The sequence below is a fragment of the Hungatella sp. L36 genome, from assembly GCF_014288035.1.
The window spans coordinates 254,388-275,210 of sequence record NZ_JACOPC010000006.1 but is presented as its reverse complement, the minus strand read 5'-3'; the positions used below and the strand labels follow the sequence as shown (position 1 = coordinate 275,210).

General features: G+C 52.3%; 15 protein-coding genes and 1 other annotated feature. Of the genes, 14 read left to right on the top strand and 1 reads right to left on the bottom strand.

Annotated elements, in window-relative coordinates:
* Nucleotides 1–26 precede the first annotated feature (26 nt).
* Nucleotides 27–926 (top strand): SPL family radical SAM protein, encoded by a 900-nt coding sequence (locus H8S80_RS16845; protein ID WP_117632557.1) that lies wholly within the window; start codon nucleotides 27–29, stop codon nucleotides 924–926.
* 28 nt (nucleotides 927–954) lie between these two features.
* Nucleotides 955–2,214: an MFS transporter gene (locus H8S80_RS16840; protein WP_029467678.1), complete on the top strand. Its 1,260-nt coding sequence runs from the start codon at nucleotides 955–957 to the stop codon at nucleotides 2,212–2,214.
* Here H8S80_RS16840 and H8S80_RS16835 read toward each other — a convergent pair.
* The gene (locus H8S80_RS16835) at nucleotides 2,165–3,091 is read right to left on the bottom strand and encodes a LysR family transcriptional regulator (RefSeq protein ID WP_117502606.1); all 927 of its coding nucleotides are present in this window, start codon (nucleotides 3,089–3,091) and stop codon (nucleotides 2,165–2,167) included. The two genes, H8S80_RS16840 and H8S80_RS16835, sit on opposite strands and share 50 nt — an antisense overlap.
* 116 nt (nucleotides 3,092–3,207) lie before the next feature.
* On the opposite strand from H8S80_RS16835, the gene H8S80_RS16830 reads away from it, so the two are divergent.
* From H8S80_RS16830 to H8S80_RS16775, 12 genes are all read left to right on the top strand, one after another.
* Entirely contained in the window at nucleotides 3,208–4,938 is a 1,731-nt protein-coding gene (locus H8S80_RS16830) for an ABC transporter ATP-binding protein (RefSeq protein WP_117632558.1), read from the top strand.
* Between the two features lies 1 nt (nucleotide 4,939).
* Nucleotides 4,940–6,685 carry an ABC transporter ATP-binding protein gene (locus H8S80_RS16825; protein WP_002603789.1) on the top strand — a complete coding sequence of 582 codons (1,746 nt, stop codon included), beginning with the start codon at nucleotides 4,940–4,942 and terminating at the stop codon, nucleotides 6,683–6,685.
* A gap of 30 nt (nucleotides 6,686–6,715) precedes the next feature.
* Nucleotides 6,716–7,438: a subtilase-type protease inhibitor gene (locus H8S80_RS16820; RefSeq protein WP_025531706.1), complete on the top strand. Its 723-nt coding sequence runs from the start codon at nucleotides 6,716–6,718 to the stop codon at nucleotides 7,436–7,438.
* Nucleotides 7,439–7,532: 94 nt separating this feature from the next.
* Nucleotides 7,533–7,771, top strand: a binding site (T-box leader).
* Nucleotides 7,772–8,318: 547 nt separating this feature from the next.
* On the top strand, nucleotides 8,319–9,338 hold the full coding sequence (pheS, locus tag H8S80_RS16815; RefSeq protein ID WP_002603791.1) for a phenylalanine--tRNA ligase subunit alpha: 1,020 nt from the start codon (nucleotides 8,319–8,321) through the stop codon (nucleotides 9,336–9,338).
* Nucleotides 9,339–9,357: 19 nt separating this feature from the next.
* Nucleotides 9,358–11,778: a phenylalanine--tRNA ligase subunit beta gene (gene pheT / locus H8S80_RS16810; RefSeq protein ID WP_002603792.1), complete on the top strand. Its 2,421-nt coding sequence runs from the start codon at nucleotides 9,358–9,360 to the stop codon at nucleotides 11,776–11,778.
* Between the two features lie 92 nt (nucleotides 11,779–11,870).
* The gene (locus tag H8S80_RS16805; RefSeq protein WP_117632559.1) at nucleotides 11,871–13,109 is read left to right on the top strand and encodes a phosphopyruvate hydratase family protein; all 1,239 of its coding nucleotides are present in this window, start codon (nucleotides 11,871–11,873) and stop codon (nucleotides 13,107–13,109) included.
* A gap of 80 nt (nucleotides 13,110–13,189) precedes the next feature.
* The gene (secG, locus tag H8S80_RS16800) at nucleotides 13,190–13,423 is read left to right on the top strand and encodes a preprotein translocase subunit SecG (protein WP_002603794.1); all 234 of its coding nucleotides are present in this window, start codon (nucleotides 13,190–13,192) and stop codon (nucleotides 13,421–13,423) included.
* Between the two features lie 176 nt (nucleotides 13,424–13,599).
* Nucleotides 13,600–15,741 carry a ribonuclease R gene (gene rnr / locus H8S80_RS16795; RefSeq protein WP_320959372.1) on the top strand — a complete coding sequence of 714 codons (2,142 nt, stop codon included), beginning with the start codon at nucleotides 13,600–13,602 and terminating at the stop codon, nucleotides 15,739–15,741.
* 15 nt (nucleotides 15,742–15,756) lie between these two features.
* Nucleotides 15,757–16,221, top strand: coding sequence for an SsrA-binding protein SmpB (smpB, locus tag H8S80_RS16790; RefSeq protein WP_002603796.1), 465 nt, complete (start codon nucleotides 15,757–15,759; stop codon nucleotides 16,219–16,221).
* A gap of 200 nt (nucleotides 16,222–16,421) precedes the next feature.
* Nucleotides 16,422–18,377 carry a BMP family ABC transporter substrate-binding protein gene (locus H8S80_RS16785; protein WP_002603797.1) on the top strand — a complete coding sequence of 652 codons (1,956 nt, stop codon included), beginning with the start codon at nucleotides 16,422–16,424 and terminating at the stop codon, nucleotides 18,375–18,377.
* Nucleotides 18,378–18,381: 4 nt separating this feature from the next.
* Nucleotides 18,382–19,002, top strand: a complete 621-nt coding sequence (locus H8S80_RS16780) for a metallophosphoesterase family protein (RefSeq protein ID WP_002603798.1) — start codon at nucleotides 18,382–18,384, stop codon at nucleotides 19,000–19,002.
* Between the two features lie 22 nt (nucleotides 19,003–19,024).
* Nucleotides 19,025–20,821 (top strand): diguanylate cyclase domain-containing protein, encoded by a 1,797-nt coding sequence (locus tag H8S80_RS16775; RefSeq protein WP_117632560.1) that lies wholly within the window; start codon nucleotides 19,025–19,027, stop codon nucleotides 20,819–20,821.
* Nucleotides 20,822–20,823 lie beyond the last annotated feature (2 nt).

Genomic DNA, 20,823 nt, shown 5'->3' with positions numbered 1-20,823 from the left:
TGGAATCAATCAGAAAGGGAGCGCGTATGGAATATATACCGGCGAAAACCATCGTGACGAAGACGAAGAGCTCCGAATGGTTCGGCATCGATTATAATATGAATATTTATAAAGGCTGCTGCCATGGCTGTATCTACTGCGACAGCCGGTCTTCCTGCTATCGGATCGAACGGTTTGACACGGTGCGGGCCAAGGAAGACGCCCTTCGGATTGTCCGGGATGATCTGCGGCGGAAGGTGAAAACCGGAGTGGTAGGCACCGGAGCCATGAGTGATCCCTATAATCCATTTGAAAAGGAGCTGGAGCTGACCAGACATGCGCTGGAGCTGGTGGACGCCTTCGGCTTCGGAGCAGGGATTGCCACGAAAAGCACTCTTTTAAAAAGGGATGCGGATATTTTGGAGAGCATAAAAGAACATTCGCCTGTAATCTTAAAAGTGACGGTGACGACTGCGGATGATGAGCTGGCGGGGAAGATCGAACCCGGCGTGCCGTCCTCGACCGAGCGGTTTGAACTGATCGATTACTTAAGCTCCAGAGGGCTGTTTACCGGTATTCTGCTGATGCCGGTCCTTCCATTTCTGGAAGACAGTCCGGAAAATATTACGGCTGTCGTGAGAAAGGCCCATGAGGCGGGAGCTTCTTTTATTTATGCGGCTTTTGGTGTGACGCTCCGTGATAATCAGAGGGAGTGGTACTATGATAAGCTGGGGCAGCTGTTTCCGGAGCGGGATCTGGCAGCGGAATACAGAAAACGGTACGGAGAACGCTACGAATGCCGGAGTCCGGCGGCAAGGCGGCTCTGGGCCATATTCGCGGCAGAGTGTGAGAAATACGGGATTCTGTACCGCATGAAGGACATTATTCACGGGTATAAGAAGAATTACGAAAACAGCCAGATGAGTCTGTTTGATTTTCTGCAGTGAAAACAGAGAAAGTGAGAGGAAACCTTACATGGGACAGGAGAAAAAAGAAAAGCTTACAAAAATGGAGATAGACTGGATTCTGTACGATGTAGGAAATTCCGCATTCGTGCTGCTTGCAACGACGATTTTGCCCATTTACTTTAATTATCTGGCGGGACTGGAGGGCGTCTCCGAGGTGGATTATCTGGCCTATTGGGGATATGCAGCCTCGATTGCTACGCTGCTGGTGGCCTTTATCGGACCGGTCTGCGGCGCCATAGCCGATACGAAGGGGTATAAGAAACCGATATTTATGATCTGTATGATGGTGGGCGTTCTGGGATGTGCCGCACTTGCCATACCAAAATCCTGGATTGTATTTTTGGTGGTATTTGTGATTGCAAAGGTGGGCTACTCTGCGAGTCTGGTGTTCTACGATTCCATGCTTCCGGATATCACGACGCCGGAACGTCTGGACGCGGTGTCCTCTCATGGGTTTGCATGGGGGTATATCGGAAGCTGTGTTCCGTTTGTGTTCAGCCTTGTGTTTGTTCTGTTCTATGAAAAGATTGGCATCACTATGGTGACTGCCATGGTGATTGCGCTCATCATCAACGCCCTGTGGTGGTTCCTGGTGACGGTGCCCCTGCTCCGCCACTACAAACAGGTTCACTATACGGGCAACGCGGAGTCGGGACGCGGAGTGGTGAAGGAGAGCCTGCGCCGCCTGGGGCATACGCTTCTTGATTTGAAGAATCATAAAAAGATCTTTGTTTTCATGATTGCATACTTCTTCTATATTGACGGGGTCTATACCATTATCGAGATGGCTACGGCTTATGGAAGCTCTTTGGGGCTCAATTCCCAGGGACTTTTGCTGGCGCTTCTTTTAACTCAGATCGTAGCGTTCCCATTTGCGCTGTTGTTCGGCAAAGCGGCGAAGAAGTACAGGACGGAAAAACTCATCCGCCTGTGTATTCTTGCATACCTTTGTATTGCGCTTTATGCGATTCAGCTGGATAAGCAGTATGAGTTCTGGGTGCTGGCTGTTTGCGTCGGCATGTTCCAAGGGGCGATCCAGGCGCTGTCACGGTCGTATTTTGCCAGAATCATTCCGCCTGAGAAATCGGGAGAATTTTTCGGTATTTTTGATATCTGCGGAAAGGGCGCTTCTTTCATGGGAACGGCTCTGATGGGATTATTCGCTCAGATTACGGGAAAGAGCAACGGCGGTGTTGCGATTCTGGCCGTGATGTTTCTCATCGGATTCTTTGTGTTTGGGAAGGCTGTGAAGCTGAATGAGAATTAGAGTGTGTTTCAAAATAAGTTACAAATTCTTTGGCTATGTTTGAAACATAGCCATTTTTTTTGTATATGGCGGTCATGCGGGTGACGGTTTCCGGAGAATCGATAATCCGGACTGTCAGGCCTTCGGCCGGCCTCATGCTGCTGATGGATTCCGGCACCAGGGCTACGCCTAAGCCGGCGCCAGCCCATTGGAGACACGTCCTGGCGTCGTCATTGCGGCAGAAGATATTAGGCGCTGCGCCGATATTCTGGAACGCCATGGATATGATAGCGTCAAAGCGCCGATAATAGATGAGAGGCTTTCCGGCCAGGTCTGTAAGACGGATTGTGCCGCCTGGGATCGCGTCAAACCAGGAGGAAACTCCGACTGCCGTAAGCGGTTCTTCTGATCCGAAGACACAGTGAAAACCGTCGGTATTAAACGGTGTTCGAACCACAGCGCATTCGATGATGCCGTTTTTCAGCTTTTCCAGAAGCTCGTAAGTGTTCCCCTCGGAGATTTCAAAACGAACATTGGGATGAAGCCGGCAGAAGCCCGGCAGGATGCTGTCCGCCAGAAAGCTGCCGGAGGAGGAGATCGTTCCCAGCTTTAAGATTCCCTTCGATGAGGAGGGGAAATTCTGGAGCTCATCAGCGGCCGTATCCATCATGGACAGAATATCCTTAGCCCGGGAATAGAGATAGGAACCGGCCTCGGTAAGCTCGGCCTTCCTTGCCCCGCGGGTCAGAAGACGGACGCCTAAGTCCTCCTCCAGCATCATGATCTGCTTGCTGAGCGGCGGCTGAGACAGCCCCAGCTTTTTTGCTGCCGCCGTAAAACTGCCCGTTTCCGCAATCACTGTAAAATAATAGAGCTGCCTTGAATTCATCTGTCCCATGGAATACACCTCTTTAATAATTATTTTTCTGCAATAGATACTTGTAATATTATACCAGAATGCTATAATATTACAATGAATTATTCTAAAAACATATGAATCCGGAGGAAGGATAAATGAAAAAACTCCTGAAATACTTAAAGGAATACCGGCTGGAAAGCTTCTTAGGGCCGCTATTTAAGCTTCTGGAGGCCAGTTTTGAGCTGATGGTGCCTCTCGTGATGGCGAAAGTAATCGATGTCGGAATTAAGACACAGGACCTCCCCTATATCTTAAAAATGGGCGGAATTCTGGTGCTTCTTGGAGTTGTGGGGCTGGTCTGTTCCATCACGGCCCAGTATTTTGCGGCAAAGGCGGCCGCGGGATTCGGTACGGCGCTGCGAAATGACCTGTTCTCCCACATCGGCAGCCTCTCCTATGCGGAGCTGGATAAGGCGGGGACAGCCACGTTAATCACCCGTATGACGAGTGACGCAAACCAGGTACAGTCAGGGGTTAATTTATTTTTACGCCTCTTTTTGAGGTCTCCTTTCATCGTGTTCGGGGCCATGGCCATGGCCTTTACCATCGATGTGAAGGCGGCTCTGATTTTTGTCGTTGTCATACCGGTGCTGTCCGTGGTTGTATTTGGCATCATGTTAATCAGCATGCCTCTCTATAAAAAGGTACAGCGGCAGCTGGACCGCGTGCTCCTGACCGCCAGGGAAAATCTAAGCGGCGTCCGCGTGATCCGGGCCTTTAACCGACAGGAGGATGAAGGCCGCCGGTTTGATGAGGAAAACGGTAAGCTGGTGAAAATCCAGGTGTTTGTCGGGAAGATTTCCTCCCTTTTAAATCCTCTTACCTATGTGATTATCAACCTGGGCATTATTGTGCTGATACAGACCGGAGCGAAGGAAGTGAACCGCGGGATTATCACTCAGGGCGAGGTGGTGGCTCTGGTGAACTACATGTCTCAGATTCTGGTGGAGCTGGTGAAGCTGGCCAATCTCATTATCACCATTTCCAAAGCGCTGGCCTGCGCGAACCGGATCAGCGCCGTGTTCGAGCAGAAGCCGGGGATTAGAGAGAAGAACCATACGTGTCTGGAAGCCGGCGAGGGCGCTCCGGCGGTAGAATTTAAAGATATGACATTTACCTATGACGGAGCGAGGGAACCGGCCTTAAGCAACATCTCATTTTCCGTGACGAGAGGGCAGACCGTGGGGATCATCGGCGGTACAGGATCGGGTAAATCGACGCTTGTCAATCTGATTCCCCGTTTCTATGATGCGACGGAGGGCGGGGTATCGGTGGACGGCCACGATGTCAGGGAGTATCCGCTGGATCAGCTGCGCGGCAAGACGGGAGTCGTTCCGCAGAAGGCGGTGTTATTCCACGGGACACTGCGGGAGAACATGCAGTGGGGAAAGAAAAACGCCACAGACGACGAGATCTATGAAGCGCTTAAGACGGCTCAGGCCCTTGAATTCGTGGAAGAAAAGGACGAGGGACTGGAGCTCTATATCCAGGCCGGCGGCAAGAATCTGTCCGGCGGGCAGAGACAACGTCTCACGATTGCCAGGGCTCTGGTCAGAAAACCGGAGATCCTGATCATGGATGACAGTGCGTCTGCCCTGGATTTTGCCACAGATGCCAGGCTTCGGAAGGCCATTAAAGAGAGGACGCAGGATATGACTGTCTTCATCGTATCCCAGCGAGCAACCACGATCCGGAACGCGGATCAGATTGTCGTCCTGGATGACGGCGCTATGGTGGGGTGCGGAACCCATAAGGAGCTGTTTGAAAACTGTGAGATTTACCGGGAAATCTGTCTGTCCCAGCTTTCGAAGGAGGAGGTGCGGTAGGATGAATATGAAAAAGCATAAAACGACCATACGGCGGATTCTCTCCAGCATCGGCCGGTATAAATGGGGCGTCCTGGCTTCGCTGGCCTGTGCATTGATCACGGTGGTCCTGACTCTCTATGTGCCGATTTTGACCGGTAAAGCCATTGACTGCATTCTTGCACCGGGAAGTGTGGATTTTGCCGTTATGGGCGGAATTCTCATGAAAATTGGCGTCATTATCCTGATTACCGCGGTGTCACAGTGGCTTATGAGCCATATCAACAATATCATTACGTACCGTGTGGTGAAGGATATCCGGGTCCGGGCGTTTGCAAAGGTGGAAAGCCTGCCGCTCAAATACATCGATTCCCATTCCCACGGCGATATCATCAGCCGCCTGATTGCCGATATCGACCAGTTTTCCGATGGACTTTTGATGGGATTTACGCAGCTGTTTACGGGTATCCTTACGATTTTAGGAACCCTCATTTTCATGTTTACAATTAATCCGGCCATAGCGGTTGTCGTGATTTTGGTTACCCCGGTCTCTCTGTTTGTGGCAAGCTTTATTGCAAAGCGGACTTACACCATGTTCCGGAAACAATCGCAGACGAGGGGCGAACTCACCTCCCTTGTGGAAGAAATGCTTGGCAGCCAGAAGGTGGTTTTAGCATTTGGCTATGAGTCGGAGGCTCAGTCCCAGTTCGAGGAAATCAACGAGCGCCTGCGGGTGTGGGGACTTAAGGCTACATTTTTTTCTTCCATTACCAATCCGGCTACCCGGTTCGTCAACAGCCTGGTGTACGCCAGCGTGGGAATTGCAGGGGCGTTTGCGGCTATTTCCGGCTATTTGTCGGTGGGGCAGCTCTCCAGCTTTTTAAGCTATGCAAACCAGTATACGAAGCCGTTTAATGAGATTTCCGGCGTGGTGACGGAGCTTCAGAACGCATTGGCCTCGGCGGCCCGCGTCTTTGAACTGATCGATGAGGAACCACAGATTCCGGATGCGCCGGATGCAGCCGTCCTGACGGAGGTAAAGGGGGAAGTGTCTCTGAGCGAAGTGAATTTCTCTTATGATCCCGAAATACCGCTGATCGAGAATATGAATCTGGAAGTAAAACCGGGGCAGCGTGTCGCCATCGTGGGGCCGACCGGATGCGGAAAGAGTACGGTCATCAACCTGCTCATGCGTTTCTACGATGTAGATTCCGGTTCGATTCAAGTGGATGGAACCGATGTGCGGGAGATTACGAGAAAAAGCTTAAGAACGAGTTACGGCATGGTCCTCCAGGAAACATGGTTGAAATCCGGCACGATTCGTGATAATATCGCATATGGAAGGCCGGAAGCGACCGACGAGGAAGTGGTCAAAGCGGCGAAGGAGGCTCATGCCCACAGCTTTATCAAACGAATGAAGGATGGGTACGACACGGTTATCTCTGAGGACGGAAGCAATTTGTCCCAGGGACAGAAGCAGCTCCTGTGCATTGCGCGCGTGATGCTGTGTCTGCCGCCCATGCTGATTCTTGACGAGGCCACGTCTTCCATTGATACGAGAACTGAGATACGGATTCAGAAGGCGTTTTCCAAGATGATGGAAGGCAGGACCAGCTTTATCGTGGCCCACCGTCTCTCCACCATACGGGAAGCAGACATGATTCTGGTCATGCGGGACGGCCATATTATCGAGCAGGGGACTCATGAGAGCCTGCTTGAGAAGAACGGTTTCTATGCGGAACTGTACAACAGCCAGTTCGCTGTATGACCGGATATAACAGGACAGGTGATGAGACAAATGAGAAAAACAGGACATTACGCCGCTTTTATCGGACTTTTCATGGCGGCCGCGCTTACGGTGACCGCCTGCGGTGCTTCAGCGAAAGCACCGGATGTGAGCAGCGTCGGCGGCGGATCAGAGACGGCTGCTGACAGCGCCGTCGGTGGAACAGAGGCTGCTGCGTCAGAGGCGGATCATGCAGGAAAGAACGGTGCGGGAACGGATACGGCAGAAGCGTCGGGCGGTGCCGCGGGATTTCAAAAGATCGACACGGCGGATAAGGGGAACTCCGGGGATACAGCTGCCGCGGGCAGCGGGGCCGGGCAGGCACAGCCCATTACAGGTGCGGTGCCGGCAGACGGAGAGGTGCTTTCCGGCATACCGATCGATACGGAGAAGTCGGAAGCGGTTTCCATATACTATGGCTCTGTGTGTTATTCGTTCTTCAGCGAGGAAAAAGACAGGATTAAAGCGGTGGCCGACTTATTTACAGGCTTCTCCTTAGAGGAGGTCCCGAACGGACAGCTGGACGAGGCAACCACGTACCAGATATATTTTTCGACGGATACAGAACAGATTGCGGCCATAAACGTGGATAAGAGCGGAATGTTCTATATTCCGGAGGAGAAGAAGTTCTATAAGGTGAAGGCGGGAACCTTCCGCTTTGATACGCTGGATGAGATTTATAAGGACAGTATGTATGCGGATGGATTTGATGAGAATCAGTGTTTGATTCAATAGAAGGAGCAGTGTATGGAATAAAATTCAGGCGAAAAATCCGCAAACCACTTGACATTTCCTGCTACAATGGATAAAATGAATTCAGTTTTATCAGATAAATGCAATGAAGGTGTCAGTAGAACCTTATTTTCTTTCAGAGAGAGGGAGTCACCGGCTGTAAGCCCCCTTAAGTTCAGATAAGCGTTTGAATTTCCCACTGAAGCAGCATGGCAGAAACCGTCCTATGAAGACGGCGGGTAGGTCATGACGTTCATACACGTTACGTATGCCGAGTGCCTGCGCGTTCTGTGCGGGAATCAGGGTGGTACCGCGAACTTCAGCTTCGTCCCTAACCAGGGGCGGAGCTTTTTTTGTAATAGGAAGGTGTTCCTATTACAAAAAAGCCCTCCGGGCAGGAGGCGCCCTCCGCGCTGAGGAAGTATGGTTGCTGAAGCAACCGCGCTCCGGCGCGAGAGTCCGGCGAGCCGGACTCTTTATTCATAGGAAGGTGTTCCTATTACAAAAAAGCCCTCCGGGCAGGAGGCACACTCCGCGCTGAGGAAGTATGGCCGCTAAAGCAACCGCGCTCCGGCGCGAGAGTCCGGCGAGCCGGACTCTTTATTCATAGGAAGGTGTTCCTATTACAAAAAAGCCCTCCGGGCAGGAGGCACACTCCGCGCTGAGGAAGTATGGCCGCTAAAGCAACCGCGCTCCGGCGCGAGAGTCCGGCGAGCCGGACTCTTTATTCATAGGAAGGTGTTCCTATTACAAAAAAGCCCTCCGGGCAGGAGGCACACTCCGCGCTGAGGAAGTATGGCCGCTGAAGCGACCGCGTTCCGGCGCGAGAGTCCGGCTTAACGAACTCTATGTATAAGAAAAATGATAAAAGAAGGAGAGCATGATGAAAGACCAATTAGAAAAAATCAAGGAAGATGCATTGAAGCAGATCGAAGCGTCGGACGCGCTGGAAAAGCTGAATGAGATCAGGGTCGCTTATTTAGGGAAAAAGGGCGAACTGACCAGCGTGCTGAAGAGCATGAAGGACGTTCCGCCGGAGGAGAGACCGAAGGTAGGCCAGATGGTCAACGACGCCCGCTCCATCATCGAAAACAGGCTGGAGGAGGCCAAGGCGTCTCTGGCAAAGAAGGCAAGAGAAGAGCAGATAAGAAGAGAGACCATCGACGTGACCCTTCCTGCAAAGAGAAACAATGTAGGCCACAGCCATCCGAACACCATCGCGCTGGAAGAAGTGGAGCGCATCTTCGTCGGCATGGGCTATGAAGTGGTGGAAGGCCCGGAAGTGGAGTATGATTTATATAATTTCGAAAAACTGAACATTCCGAAGAACCATCCGGCCAGAGACGAGCAGGATACCTTCTATATTAACGAATCCATCGTTTTGAGAAGCCAGACATCTCCGGTACAGGTCCGCACCATGGAGCAGGGCAAACTGCCGATCCGTATGATCGCCCCGGGACGCGTATTCCGTTCCGATGAGGTGGATGCGACCCATTCCCCATCCTTCCATCAGATTGAAGGCCTGGTGATCGACAAGAACATCACGTTTGCCGATTTAAAGGGAACGCTGGCAGATTTTGCAAAGGAACTGTTCGGACCGGAGACAAAAGTAAAGTTCCGTCCCCATCATTTCCCATTCACAGAGCCCAGCGCCGAGGTGGATGTAACCTGCTTTAAATGCGGCGGCAGCGGCTGTCGGTTCTGTAAGGGCTCCGGCTGGATCGAGATCTTAGGATGCGGCATGGTGCATCCCAACGTTCTCCGCATGAGCGGCATTGACCCGGACGAGTATTCCGGCTTCGCCTTCGGTGTCGGCCTTGAGCGTATCGCACTTTTGAAGTACGAGATCGATGATATGAGACTGTTATATGAAAATGACATTCGGTTCTTAAGACAGTTCTAGGGAAAGGAAGGGAAAAAAGATGAATACACCATTATCATGGATTAAAGCATATGTTCCGGACTTAGATGTCAGCGACCAGGAATATACAGATGCGATGACATTAAGCGGAACGAAAGTAGAAGGCTTCGAACGCCTCGACAAAAACCTGGAGAAGATCGTAGTCGGCAGGATTGACCGGATCGAACGCCATCCGGATGCGGACAAACTGATCATCTGCCAGGTGAATATCGGCGCGGAGACCATTCAGATCGTGACCGGCGCACCAAATGTTAAGGAAGGCGATAAGGTTCCTGTGGTTTTGGACGGCGGAAAGGTAGCGGGAGGCCATGACGGCGGCCCTCTTCCGGAGAACGGCGTGGCGATTAAAAAGGGCAAGCTTCGCGGCATTGAATCAAACGGCATGCTCTGCTCCATCGAGGAACTGGGTTCCTCTAAAGAAATGTATCCGGATGCCCCGGAGAGCGGCATCTATATCCTTCCTGCAGACGCAGAGGAAGGCGCAGATGCAATCGAGGTGCTGGGCCTGCGTGACAGCGTATTCGAGTATGAAATTACCTCCAACCGTGTGGACTGCTACAGCGTAATCGGCATTGCCAGAGAGGCTGCTGCTACCTTTGACAAGCCATTCCATCCTCCGGTCGTTACGGCTACCGGAAACGGCGAGGACATCAACAGCTATTTAAAAGTATCCGTGGAAGACAGCCATCTCTGCCCGCGTTACTGTGCGAGAATGGTGAAAAATATCAGGCTCGCCCCGTCACCGTCCTGGATGCAGAGACGTCTGGCCGCCTGTGGAATCCGCCCGATCAACAATATCGTGGATATCACCAACTACGTAATGGAAGAATACGGCCAGCCCATGCACGCATTCGATTATGACCTGCTGGCAGGCCATGAGATTATTGTCAAATGTGCAAAGGACGGCGACGTATTCCAGACCCTGGACGGTCAGGAGAGAAAGCTGGACAGCACGATTCTGATGATCAACGACGGGGAAAAGGAAGTCGGCATCGCAGGCATCATGGGCGGTGAAAACTCCAAGATCACCGATGATGTGAAGACCATGGTATTTGAATCCGCATGCTTCGACGGAACCAACATCCGTCTCTCCGCAAAGAAGGTCGGACTCCGTACCGACGCTTCCGGAAAATACGAAAAGGGTCTTGATCCCAACAACGCCGAGGACGCGGTAAACCGCGCATGCCAGCTGATTGAGGAGCTGGGCGCCGGTGAGGTCGTCGGCGGCATGATCGACATCTATCCGGAAAAGAAAACGGAAAAGAGAATTCCATTTGAGCCGGAGAAGATGAACCGGCTTCTGGGAACGGAGGTCTCCGAAGAAACCATGCTGGGCTACTTTAAGAAGCTGGATCTGGGATATGACGCCGATAGGCGTGAGATTATCGTTCCAACCTTCCGTCAGGATTTAAACTGCATGGCCGACATGGCAGAAGAAGTGGCCAGATATTACGGCTATGACAAGATCCCGGTAACGCTTCCGTCAGGAGAGGCCACGACCGGAAAATTATCGTATAAGCTGCGTGTGGAAGAGGTAGCCAGAGAGGTTGCGGAGTTCTGCGGATTCTCCCAGGGCATGACGTATTCCTTCGAGAGCCCGAAGGTTTTTGACAGACTGAAGCTTCCGGAGGACAGCCCGCTTCGTAAGACGGTGGGAATCTTAAATCCGTTGGGCGAGGATTTCAGCATCATGAGAACCTCTCCGCTGCACGGTATGTTAAACTCCTTATCAACAAACTACAACCGCAGAAATAAAAATGTCCGTTTATACGAACTGGCAAATATCTATCTTCCGAAGTCTCTTCCGCTGACAGAACTGCCTGACGAGCGGATGCAGTTTACACTCGGAATGTACGGCGACGGTGATTTCTATGACATGAAGGGCGTGGTTGAGGAATTCTTCGACAAAGCCGGTATGCACAAGAAACCGCACTATTCTCCGGAGGACAAAAAGAGCTTCCTTCATCCGGGCAGACAGGCCGATATCGTCTACGACGGAGTTACGGTCGGCTACTTAGGCGAGATTCATCCGGATGTGGCGGATAACTATAAAATCGGTGAGAGAACGTATGTGGCTGTGATCGATATGCCGTCTATGATTCCGTTCACCACATTCGACCGCAAGTATACAGGCATCGCGAAGTATCCGGCTGTATCCAGAGATATCAGCATGGTGGTGCCGAAGGATGTGCTGGTGGGTCAGATCGAAGACGTGATTGAGCAGCGCGGCGGAAAGCTTCTCGAGAGCTACCAGCTGTTCGATATCTACGAGGGCGCTCAGATCCTCGCAGGCTTTAAGTCTGTGGCCTACTCCATCACCTTCCGTGCGAAGGATCACACGCTGGAGGACAAGGAAGTCGGCGCGGTCATGAATAAAATATTAAATGGTCTGCAGGCGCTTGGAATTGAACTGAGAGCATAAACGATCGTATATTCTTGCATCAACGGGTATAAAGTGCCGGAGTTGTGTTCATCCTTACAGAAAATGGATTGTTTTGTAAGGAGGAATACGTTATGGCGGAAGGACTTGAAATTATAGAGGTGACCGGGCGCAGAATGCTGGATTCAGAGGGATTGCCGGCCGTGGAGGCGGAAGTGGAGCTGGAAAACGGCGCCCGGGGCCGCGCCATGGTAGCGCTCTGCGAGGACAGCGAAGACACGGACCGGGTCATGGAGGTACTGTCGGAATGCGTACTGTTTGAGGACGCGTCAGACCAGAGAGGCATTGACAAGCTGCTGGAGGAGGGCGCTTCTTCCTGCGGAATCAGGAAATGCGGCGGTTTCTTAACTGCGGTATCCATGGCGGTTTCCAGGGCAGCGGCGGCCGGCCTGGGAATGCCTCTTTACCGGTATCTGGGCGGAACGGCGCCTGGACGCCTCCCGGTCCCCATGATGACGATGATCAGCGGCGGGAGATACGGAAGGAACAACTCACTCGATCTGGAATCCTATATGGTAGTCCCTGTGGGCGCCGCCTCCTTTGGCGAAGGCGCCGAAAAATGCATGGAGGTATACCAGGCATTAAAACGGCTTCTCACCATCTCGGGATATCAGACCGGGGTGGGAGACGACGGCGGCTTTGTACCGGATTTGAGAAATTCGGAGGAGGCGCTGGAATTTATCTTGGAGGCCATGATGCTGTGCGGCTATGAGCCGGGGAAAGATATGTGTCTGGCCATCGGCGCAGGCGCGGGATCACTTTTCGATGAAGGTACCGGGTTCTATCAGTTTAAAGGGGAAAGCCGGATGACAGGCGTACCGGTCGAGCGGGACAGAAATGATATGATCGGTTTCTATATTCGTCTGCTGGACGGATATCCGGTCTGCGCCGTGTTCGACGGGCTGGCGGAAGCGGATGCGGACGGCTGGGGCATGCTGACCAAGATGCTGGGAAACCGGGCTGTATTTATCGGGCAGCACAAAAACCGGGAACCGGGCTGCTTAAAGCCGGGGGAAAGAGACTGGGCCTGCCTTGCAGACTGGGACGGCGTGGAGGAAAACGCAGCAGGCATTTCCATGTGCGGAGCGAAGAGCGTGACGGCGGCCATGGAGATGGCGGATCTGGCCAAAAGAAACGGGCTGAAATTAGCCGTGTCCCAGGGATACGGTGAGACGGAGGATCCGTACGCTGCCGACTTTGCCGCGGCTGTAAACGCAGACTGGATCAGGGCGGGCGCGCCGTGCCGGTCGGAGCGGACATCGAAATACAACGAGCTTCTGAGAATCGAAGAGTGGATGAAAGTAAGAATATAAAAATACAAAAAATGCAGTTGTATTTATGGAAAAAATATGATATGATTACCATGTTTGACTATAGGAGGTGGAAAAGGGACATGATCAGAACGATTTTATCAATCATATTTGTTATCATATGTATAGCATTATCTGCAATTATTTTGCTGCAGGAAGGAAAGACACAGGGCTTGGGTTCCATCGGCGGTATGGCGGATACTTACTGGGGAAGAAACAAAGGCCGTTCCATGGAAGGTAAACTGGAGAAATTTACAAGATACGGAGCGATTCTGTTTTTCGTTCTCGCGTTAGTATTGAATCTGAATATACTGTAAAGATTAAACACTCTTGTGGTTAGGCGGCAAGGGTGTTTTTGTTTCACAGGAAAATTCATCCGGTGAAGCAAGTGCCTTCCGGCGCGGGAGTCCGGCGGCCGGACTATTTACGTTCCTTCCGGGCATAATGATAAAAGCAGAGGGAACCGCAGCGTAAAACAGAAAACGAGGAAATTATGACAGAGGAACAACTGACACAGAGAAAGAACATGATATTACAGCTGGTGGAAGAACCGGCCTACGTTCCGATGAAGCTGAAGGAGATGGCGATTCTTCTCGATGTGCCGAAGGGGCAGAGAGAAGAGCTGAAGGAAGTGCTGGATGCACTGCTGTCTGAGGGAAAGATCGGCATTTCCAAAAAAGGAAAGTACGGCAAGCCGGATATCGGCTCCATAACCGGTACGTTCAGCGGCCATCCGAGGGGCTTTGGCTTTGTGACCGTGGAAGGACGGGAGCAGGACGTCTTTATACCCGAGGATAAGACGGCTGACGCCATGAACGGCGATACCGTGCAGATTACCATCGAGACAGAGGGTGAGGGCTCAAGACGGGCCGAAGGACGTGTCCTGCGCGTTCTGGAGCACGCGAACCGGACCGTGATCGGATATTACCAGAAAAATAAGAACTTTGGATTTGTCATTCCGGACAACCAGAAGATTGGTAAGGACATATTCATTCCTCAGGGAAAGGATATGGGGGCCGTGACCGGTCACAAGGTGGTAGCCGTGCTTACGGACTTCGGCGGAAGCCAGAAGAAGCCGGAAGGCATGATCACGGAGATTTTAGGCCATGTAAACGATCCGGGAACGGATATCATATCCATCGTGAAGGCGTATGGTCTTCCGGAGGAATTCCCTGACGAGGTCATGGATCAGGTGGAAATGGTCTCCGACGAGGTCACGGATCGCGAGCGGGAAGGCAGACTGGACCTGCGCAGCCTGCAGACCATCACCATCGACGGCGAGGATGCGAAGGACCTGGATGATGCGATTTCCGTATCGAAGGAGAACGGTGTGTATACATTGGGCGTCCACATTGCGGATGTCAGCCACTATGTGACGGAGAACAGCCCGTTGGATGAGGAGGCGCTTAAGAGGGGAACCAGCGTTTATCTGGTGGACCGGGTGATTCCCATGCTTCCCCATAAGCTGTCCAACGGAATCTGCTCCTTAAATCAGGGGGAGGACCGCCTGGCGCTCAGCTGTATCATGGAGATCGACGAAGCGGGCAATGTGACCGGGCACCGGATCGCAGAGACGCTCATCAACGTGGACAGGCGTATGACCTACACGGCGGTAAACGCGGTCGTGACAGACCGTGATGAGGCGATGATGAAGGAATACGAGGAGTTTGTCCCCATGTTCCTCCTTATGAAGGAGCTGGCCGATATCCTGAGGGAGAAGCGGAAGACGAGGGGATCGATCGACTTCGACTTCCCGGAGACCAAGGTGATTCTGGACAAAAACGGAAAACCGCTGGAGATCAAGCCGTATGAGCGGAACGCGGCGACGAAGATTATCGAGGATTTCATGCTCATCGCTAATGAGACTGTGGCGGAGGACTATTTCTGGCAGGAGCTCCCGTTCCTGTACCGGACCCATGATAATCCCGACCCGGAGAAGATGAAGAGTCTGGCCACCTTTATCAATAACTTCGGCTACTCCATCCGGTTCCATAACGGAGAGGTCTATCCGAAAGAGGTCCAGAAGCTTCTGGTGAAGGCGGAGGATACACCGGAGGAGGCGCTGATCAGCCGTCTGGCGCTGCGTTCCATGAAGCAGGCCAAGTATACGGTGGTGAATACGGGTCATTTCGGCCTGGCCGCCAAGTATTATACCCACTTTACCTCACCCATCCGGCGGTACCCGGATTTACAGATTCACCGGATTATCAAGGAGAACCTGCGAGGCGGGCTGAATGAGAAGAGAACGGCCCACTACGATAAGCTTCTGACCGGCGTATCGGTCCAGACCTCCGCCATGGAGCGGCGGGCGGATGAGGCGGAGCGCGAGACCGTGAAGATGAAGAAGTGCGAGTATATGGCGGGCCATATCGGCGAGGTATTCGACGGCGTCATATCGGGAGTCACAAACTGGGGACTCTACGTGGAGCTTCCCAACACGGTGGAAGGCCTGATCCGGGTAGGCGAGTTAAAGGACGACTATTACCATTTTGATGAAGAGCATTTAGAATTGATCGGCGATATGACGAGGAAGGTATATAAACTCGGTCAGCCGATCCGCGTCATGGTCACGGGAACGGATAAGCTGGCCAGGACGATCGACTTTATTCCCGCGAGCACTTCTGCGGAGGAATAACAGGAGGATAAGAGGATGGGGAAAGAGAGTTTCAAGCTGGTTGCCAACAACAAAAAGGCATACCATGATTATTTTATCGATGAGAAATACGAGACCGGCATCGAGCTGGCCGGCACGGAAGTGAAGTCCATCCGGATGGGCAAATGCAGCATCAAGGAAGCCTTTGTGAGAATCGACAAGGGGGAAGTATGGGTATACGGCATGAACATCAATCCATATGAAAAGGGTAATATCTTCAATAAAGATCCCTTAAGACCGAGGAAGCTGCTGATGCACCGGGCGGAGATCAGCAAGCTGGATTCCAAGATCGCGATCAAGGGCTATACCATCGTGCCCCTTCAGGTTTACTTTAAGGGCAGCCTGGTGAAGCTGGAGATCGGCCTGGCCCGCGGTAAGAAGCTCTACGACAAGAGGGATGATATCGCGAAAAAGGATCAGAAACGGGAACTGGAACGTGATTTCAAGATAAGAAACCTATAATATGAGACGCAGTCTGCGTCCTGAAGAGCCCACGGGAGAAAACCGTGGCCTTTGGGGGCGCGGACTGCGTCTTTTGTCTTTGCGAAACAGATGCGAATGCATGCCCAAACACGGAATGAGGTCTTTCATGAATTTATTGTTTGTGGTATACTGTAAAAGACGAACATACAATAAGAGGAAAACTGAGAGGAGAATCGGTTATGGCGCTTTATGACTATTCAGGTGCTTTGAAAAAAGGAAGAAAACAGTATCAGGTTTCCGTGGCAAAGGGAGAGTATCCTTATCTTCCGGTGCTGGATGACATACTTTCCTACACAGATATCATTTCAGAAGTGAATCTGGGACTCATGGACGTCCCGCTTGATAAGATCGTGGGAACGAAAACAAAAGGCAGAACCAGTGCCTTTGCCAATAATTTTATGCCTCTGCTGGCAGAAAAATCGGAGTTTGGAGCAAAATGGGCGTATTTATACGACCATCAGATAGAAGAAGGGATTCATGACCCCATCGTTGCGTATGAGTTCATGAACCAGTACTATGTACAGGAGGGCAACAAGCGTGTCAGCGTGCTCAAATATGTGGGCGCGTTCAGCATTACGGCTTCGGTGACGCGCCTGATCCCCAAGAGAACGGATGACCTCGACAACCGCCTCTATTATGAATTCCTGGAGTTTTACCAGGTCTCCTTTAACTGTGATGTCTGGTTCAGCCAGGAGGGCAGCTACGACCGCCTGTTAAAGGCCATGGGAAAGGCCCCGGAAGAGGTGTGGAGCGAGGACGACAGGATCTACTTTAAATCCGCCTACGACCAGTTTTCCAAGGCGTTCCGCGCGTTTGGTGGGAATTCCTATGAGATGACGTGTTCCGACGCCTTCCTTGTCTATGTCGAGCTGTTCGGCTACGATGTGGTGAAGCTGAAGACAGAGGGCGAGATCACAAAAGATTTGACGAAGATTAAGGATGAACTTCTCCTGACCTCCAGAGGCAGCAAGATCGCCCTGGTAGAGCAGCCGGAGGAGGTGGAAGAGCCGGATAACAGCCCGTTGAAGATCATCAACTGGCTCCGCCCATCCCAGAACATTGAGCCGGAGATGCTGAAGATCGCATTTATTCACGCGAAGACCGCGGAGACCTCCAGCTGGACCTATGGCCATGAGCTGGGGCGTATGTACCTGGAACAGGCCTTTGAGGGGCGGTTAAAGACGGTCGCATTCTTCGAGGCCGATACGGATGCGGAGATTGCCAATGCCATCGATCTGGCGATCGCGGCCAGATGCAACATGATCTTTACGACGGCCTCCCAGATGATCGGTTTAAGTGTCAAGGCGGCTATCGAGCACCCGGAGGTAAAGATTTTCAACTGCTCCGTCAACATGTCGTACTCCTCTGTCTGCACCTACTATGCCAGAATGTACGAGTCGAAATTCCTAATGGGCGCGCTGGCCGCTTCCATGGCGCAGTGCGATAAGCTGGGGTATATCGCGGACTATCCGATCTACGGAACGATCGCCAATATCAACGCCTTTGCACTCGGTGCGCGTATGATTAATCCCTATGTCAAGGTTCATCTGGAGTGGGCGAGGGTAAAAGACAGGAATGCCCGCGAGGAACTGGAGAAGGAAGGAATCACGTTCATCTCCGGGGAAGACATGATTACGCCAAAGACCGCATCGAGAGAATACGGTTTATATAAAAAAGAAGCGGACGGAGAATTCCGGAATCTGGCGACGCCGATCTGGCACTGGGGCAAATTCTACGAGAAAATCGTAAATACCACCTGCCGCGGCGGCTCCGATGTAAAGGAGATGAAGGGAAAGCAGGCCATCAACTACTGGTGGGGAATGTCCGCCGATGTCATCGACGTCATCTGCTCTCAGAATCTGCCGCACGGCACCAACCGGCTGATCACGTTCCTGAAGAACTCGATCCGGAGCGGAAGCTTCCAGCCGTTTGTGGGAACGATCTATTCCCAGGATGGAACGGTTCAGTGCGAGGAGGAGCAGAGGCTCTCTCCCGAAGAGATCATCACGATGAACTGGCTGGCTGAAAACGTGGTGGGTAAGCTTCCTGAGTTCGATGAGCTCACAGAGGAAGCACAGTCTCTGGTAAGGCTGCAGGGACTGACGATATACGACAATGCGGTGATGGAGGAATAATAGTTTGAAGATTCTGGTACTGGCTGATGAGGAGTCAAAATCCCTTTACGAGTACTTCTCACCCGAGAAGATCAAAGGGGTGGACTTAATTATATCATGTGGGGATTTGAAGGCCTCCTATCTGACTTTTTTTGCCACCTTCTCCCATGCGCCGCTTCTGTATGTGAAAGGCAATCACGACGGGCATTACGAGGAGCGGCCGCCGGAAGGCTGTGTCTGCATCGAGGATGACATCTTCGTGTTCCGCGGCGTGCGGATTCTGGGCCTGGGAGGTTCCATGGAGTATATTCCGGGAGCCGACAACCAGTATACGGAAAGAAGGATGGAGCGGAGAATCAAAAAGCTCTGGTGGAAGTTAAAGAAGAACAAAGGGTTTGACATTCTGGTGTCTCACGCGCCTGCATATCAGATTAACGATATGCAGGATCTGCCCCACCAGGGGTTTGAATGCTTTAAGAATCTGATGGACAAGTATATGCCGAAGTATTTTATCCACGGCCATGTCCACGCCAACTACGGCGGAGGATTCAAACGCGAGGATACATACGGGAAAACCAGAGTAGTCAACGCATACGAATATTATATCTTTGATTATCCGGAAAACGGAGAACAAGCGGCACAATAATTCCGGAAAGGGGGGATATCCCATGGAGGTTTTTTACCGGCCTGAACTTTCTGTTCAGACGCTGTTGATGGATGCGAATTCTGTGCAGGAAACTGCGGAGAATCTGGCCGACTATATCAATCATCTGATGCATGCCGATTCGGTACTCTTAGTCCGCCTGGACAATCAGATGCGTTATAAGGAAGTTGGCTCCTGGAGAAGCGGAAAAAGCGGTGACACCGGTGCGGAGGCGGTCATGAGACAGTGGCTTCCGCGGCTGGTGGAAAGCTGGAATACGCGGGAGAAGCTTTCCGGTGAGGAGCTGGATGCCTTTTTAAAGGCGCTTACACCTTTTACGGTGCCGGGAGGTTATCTGACGATTCTGCCAATCTGCAATAATATACGGTTTGTGGGATTTGCGGTATTTGGAAAAAAATCCGGGGAGGGCGACTGGACGGACCGGGAGCTGCCCATACTCCGGTTTTTGCTGTCCATTATCGCGGTGACATTTGCCAATAAGAACCTGTATGAAGACTATATGCTGCAGAACTGGGTATACAATACCATGATGGGCCGCATGCAGGCGAATCTGTATGTGACCGATATCCATACGGACCGGATTCTGTTCATGAACAAAACGATGCAGGAAGCGTTTGGCCTGGAGAATCCGGTGGGCAAGGTATGCTGGCAGATTCTTCAGAAGGGAAGCAGGGGAAGATGCCCCGGCTGTCCGGTACAGAGGCTGACGGAGTCCGGGGAGGAAGGCGTTTACCGGCGGTGGGAGGAGTTTAACACTCTGACGGGCCGCTACTACGATAACTACGACAGCCTGATGAAATGGACAGACGGCTCCACCGTTCATTTTCAGCATTCTCTGGATATCACGGCTTCCAAAAAGCTGTCGAAGGAGGCCAGCACGGATGATCTGACCGGCCTTCTCAACCGGAGAGGCGGGAAGAACCGGCTGGCAGAGATGCTGGATGCGGCGAGACATCAGGAGACGATTCTGACGGTCTGTATGTATGACGTCAATTCCCTGAAGAAGGTCAATGATACGTTCGGACACCGGGAGGGGGACAATCTTCTGCGGGTCATTGCCAACTCGGTGAAGGGCGTTCTGACCGGGGAGGACTTCGCATGCCGCTTAAGCGGAGATGAATTTCTCGTAACGTTTGCAGGGAAGACGGAGCAGGAATCCGCTGCATTGATCAAACTGGTGGAAGAGAGGCTGCTGGCTGTCCGCAGACAGGACCGGATTCCTTATGAACTGAGCTTCTGTACGGGAATTCTGGAGCTGAGGCCGGAGCACACCATGAGTGTGACGGATATTCTGCGGGAAGTGGACGAGCGCATGTACGAGCAGAAGCGCCAGTATCACATGCAGCAGGGGAAGGAGTCGGTGCTGGCGGCAGCGGAGGCCCAGTGGCGGCTTTTAAAGCCGGAGGCGTTTGACTACGACCAGCAGTACCTCTATGACGCGCTGGTGGAGAGTACGGACAACTATCTCTACGTGTGCGACATGGCGACCAATACCTTCCGGTACAGCAGGAAGCTGGTGGAAGAGTTCGCATTTCCGGGTGAGGTGATTCAGAATGCAGCCGATATCTGGCGCTCCATCATCCATCCGGCCGACTGGGAGCGGTTCTGGGAATCGAACCAGGCGATCAGCGACGGGCGGACCGTGAGCCATGAGGTCGAATACAGGGCGAGAAACCGGAAGGGCCAGTGGATCAAGCTTCACTGCCGCGGTCATGTGGCTCAGAATTCCGCGGGAGAGCCCAGGGTATTTGCGGGATTCATATCGAATGAAGGCCAGTGGTTCCCGGAGTGGACCGAATAGAA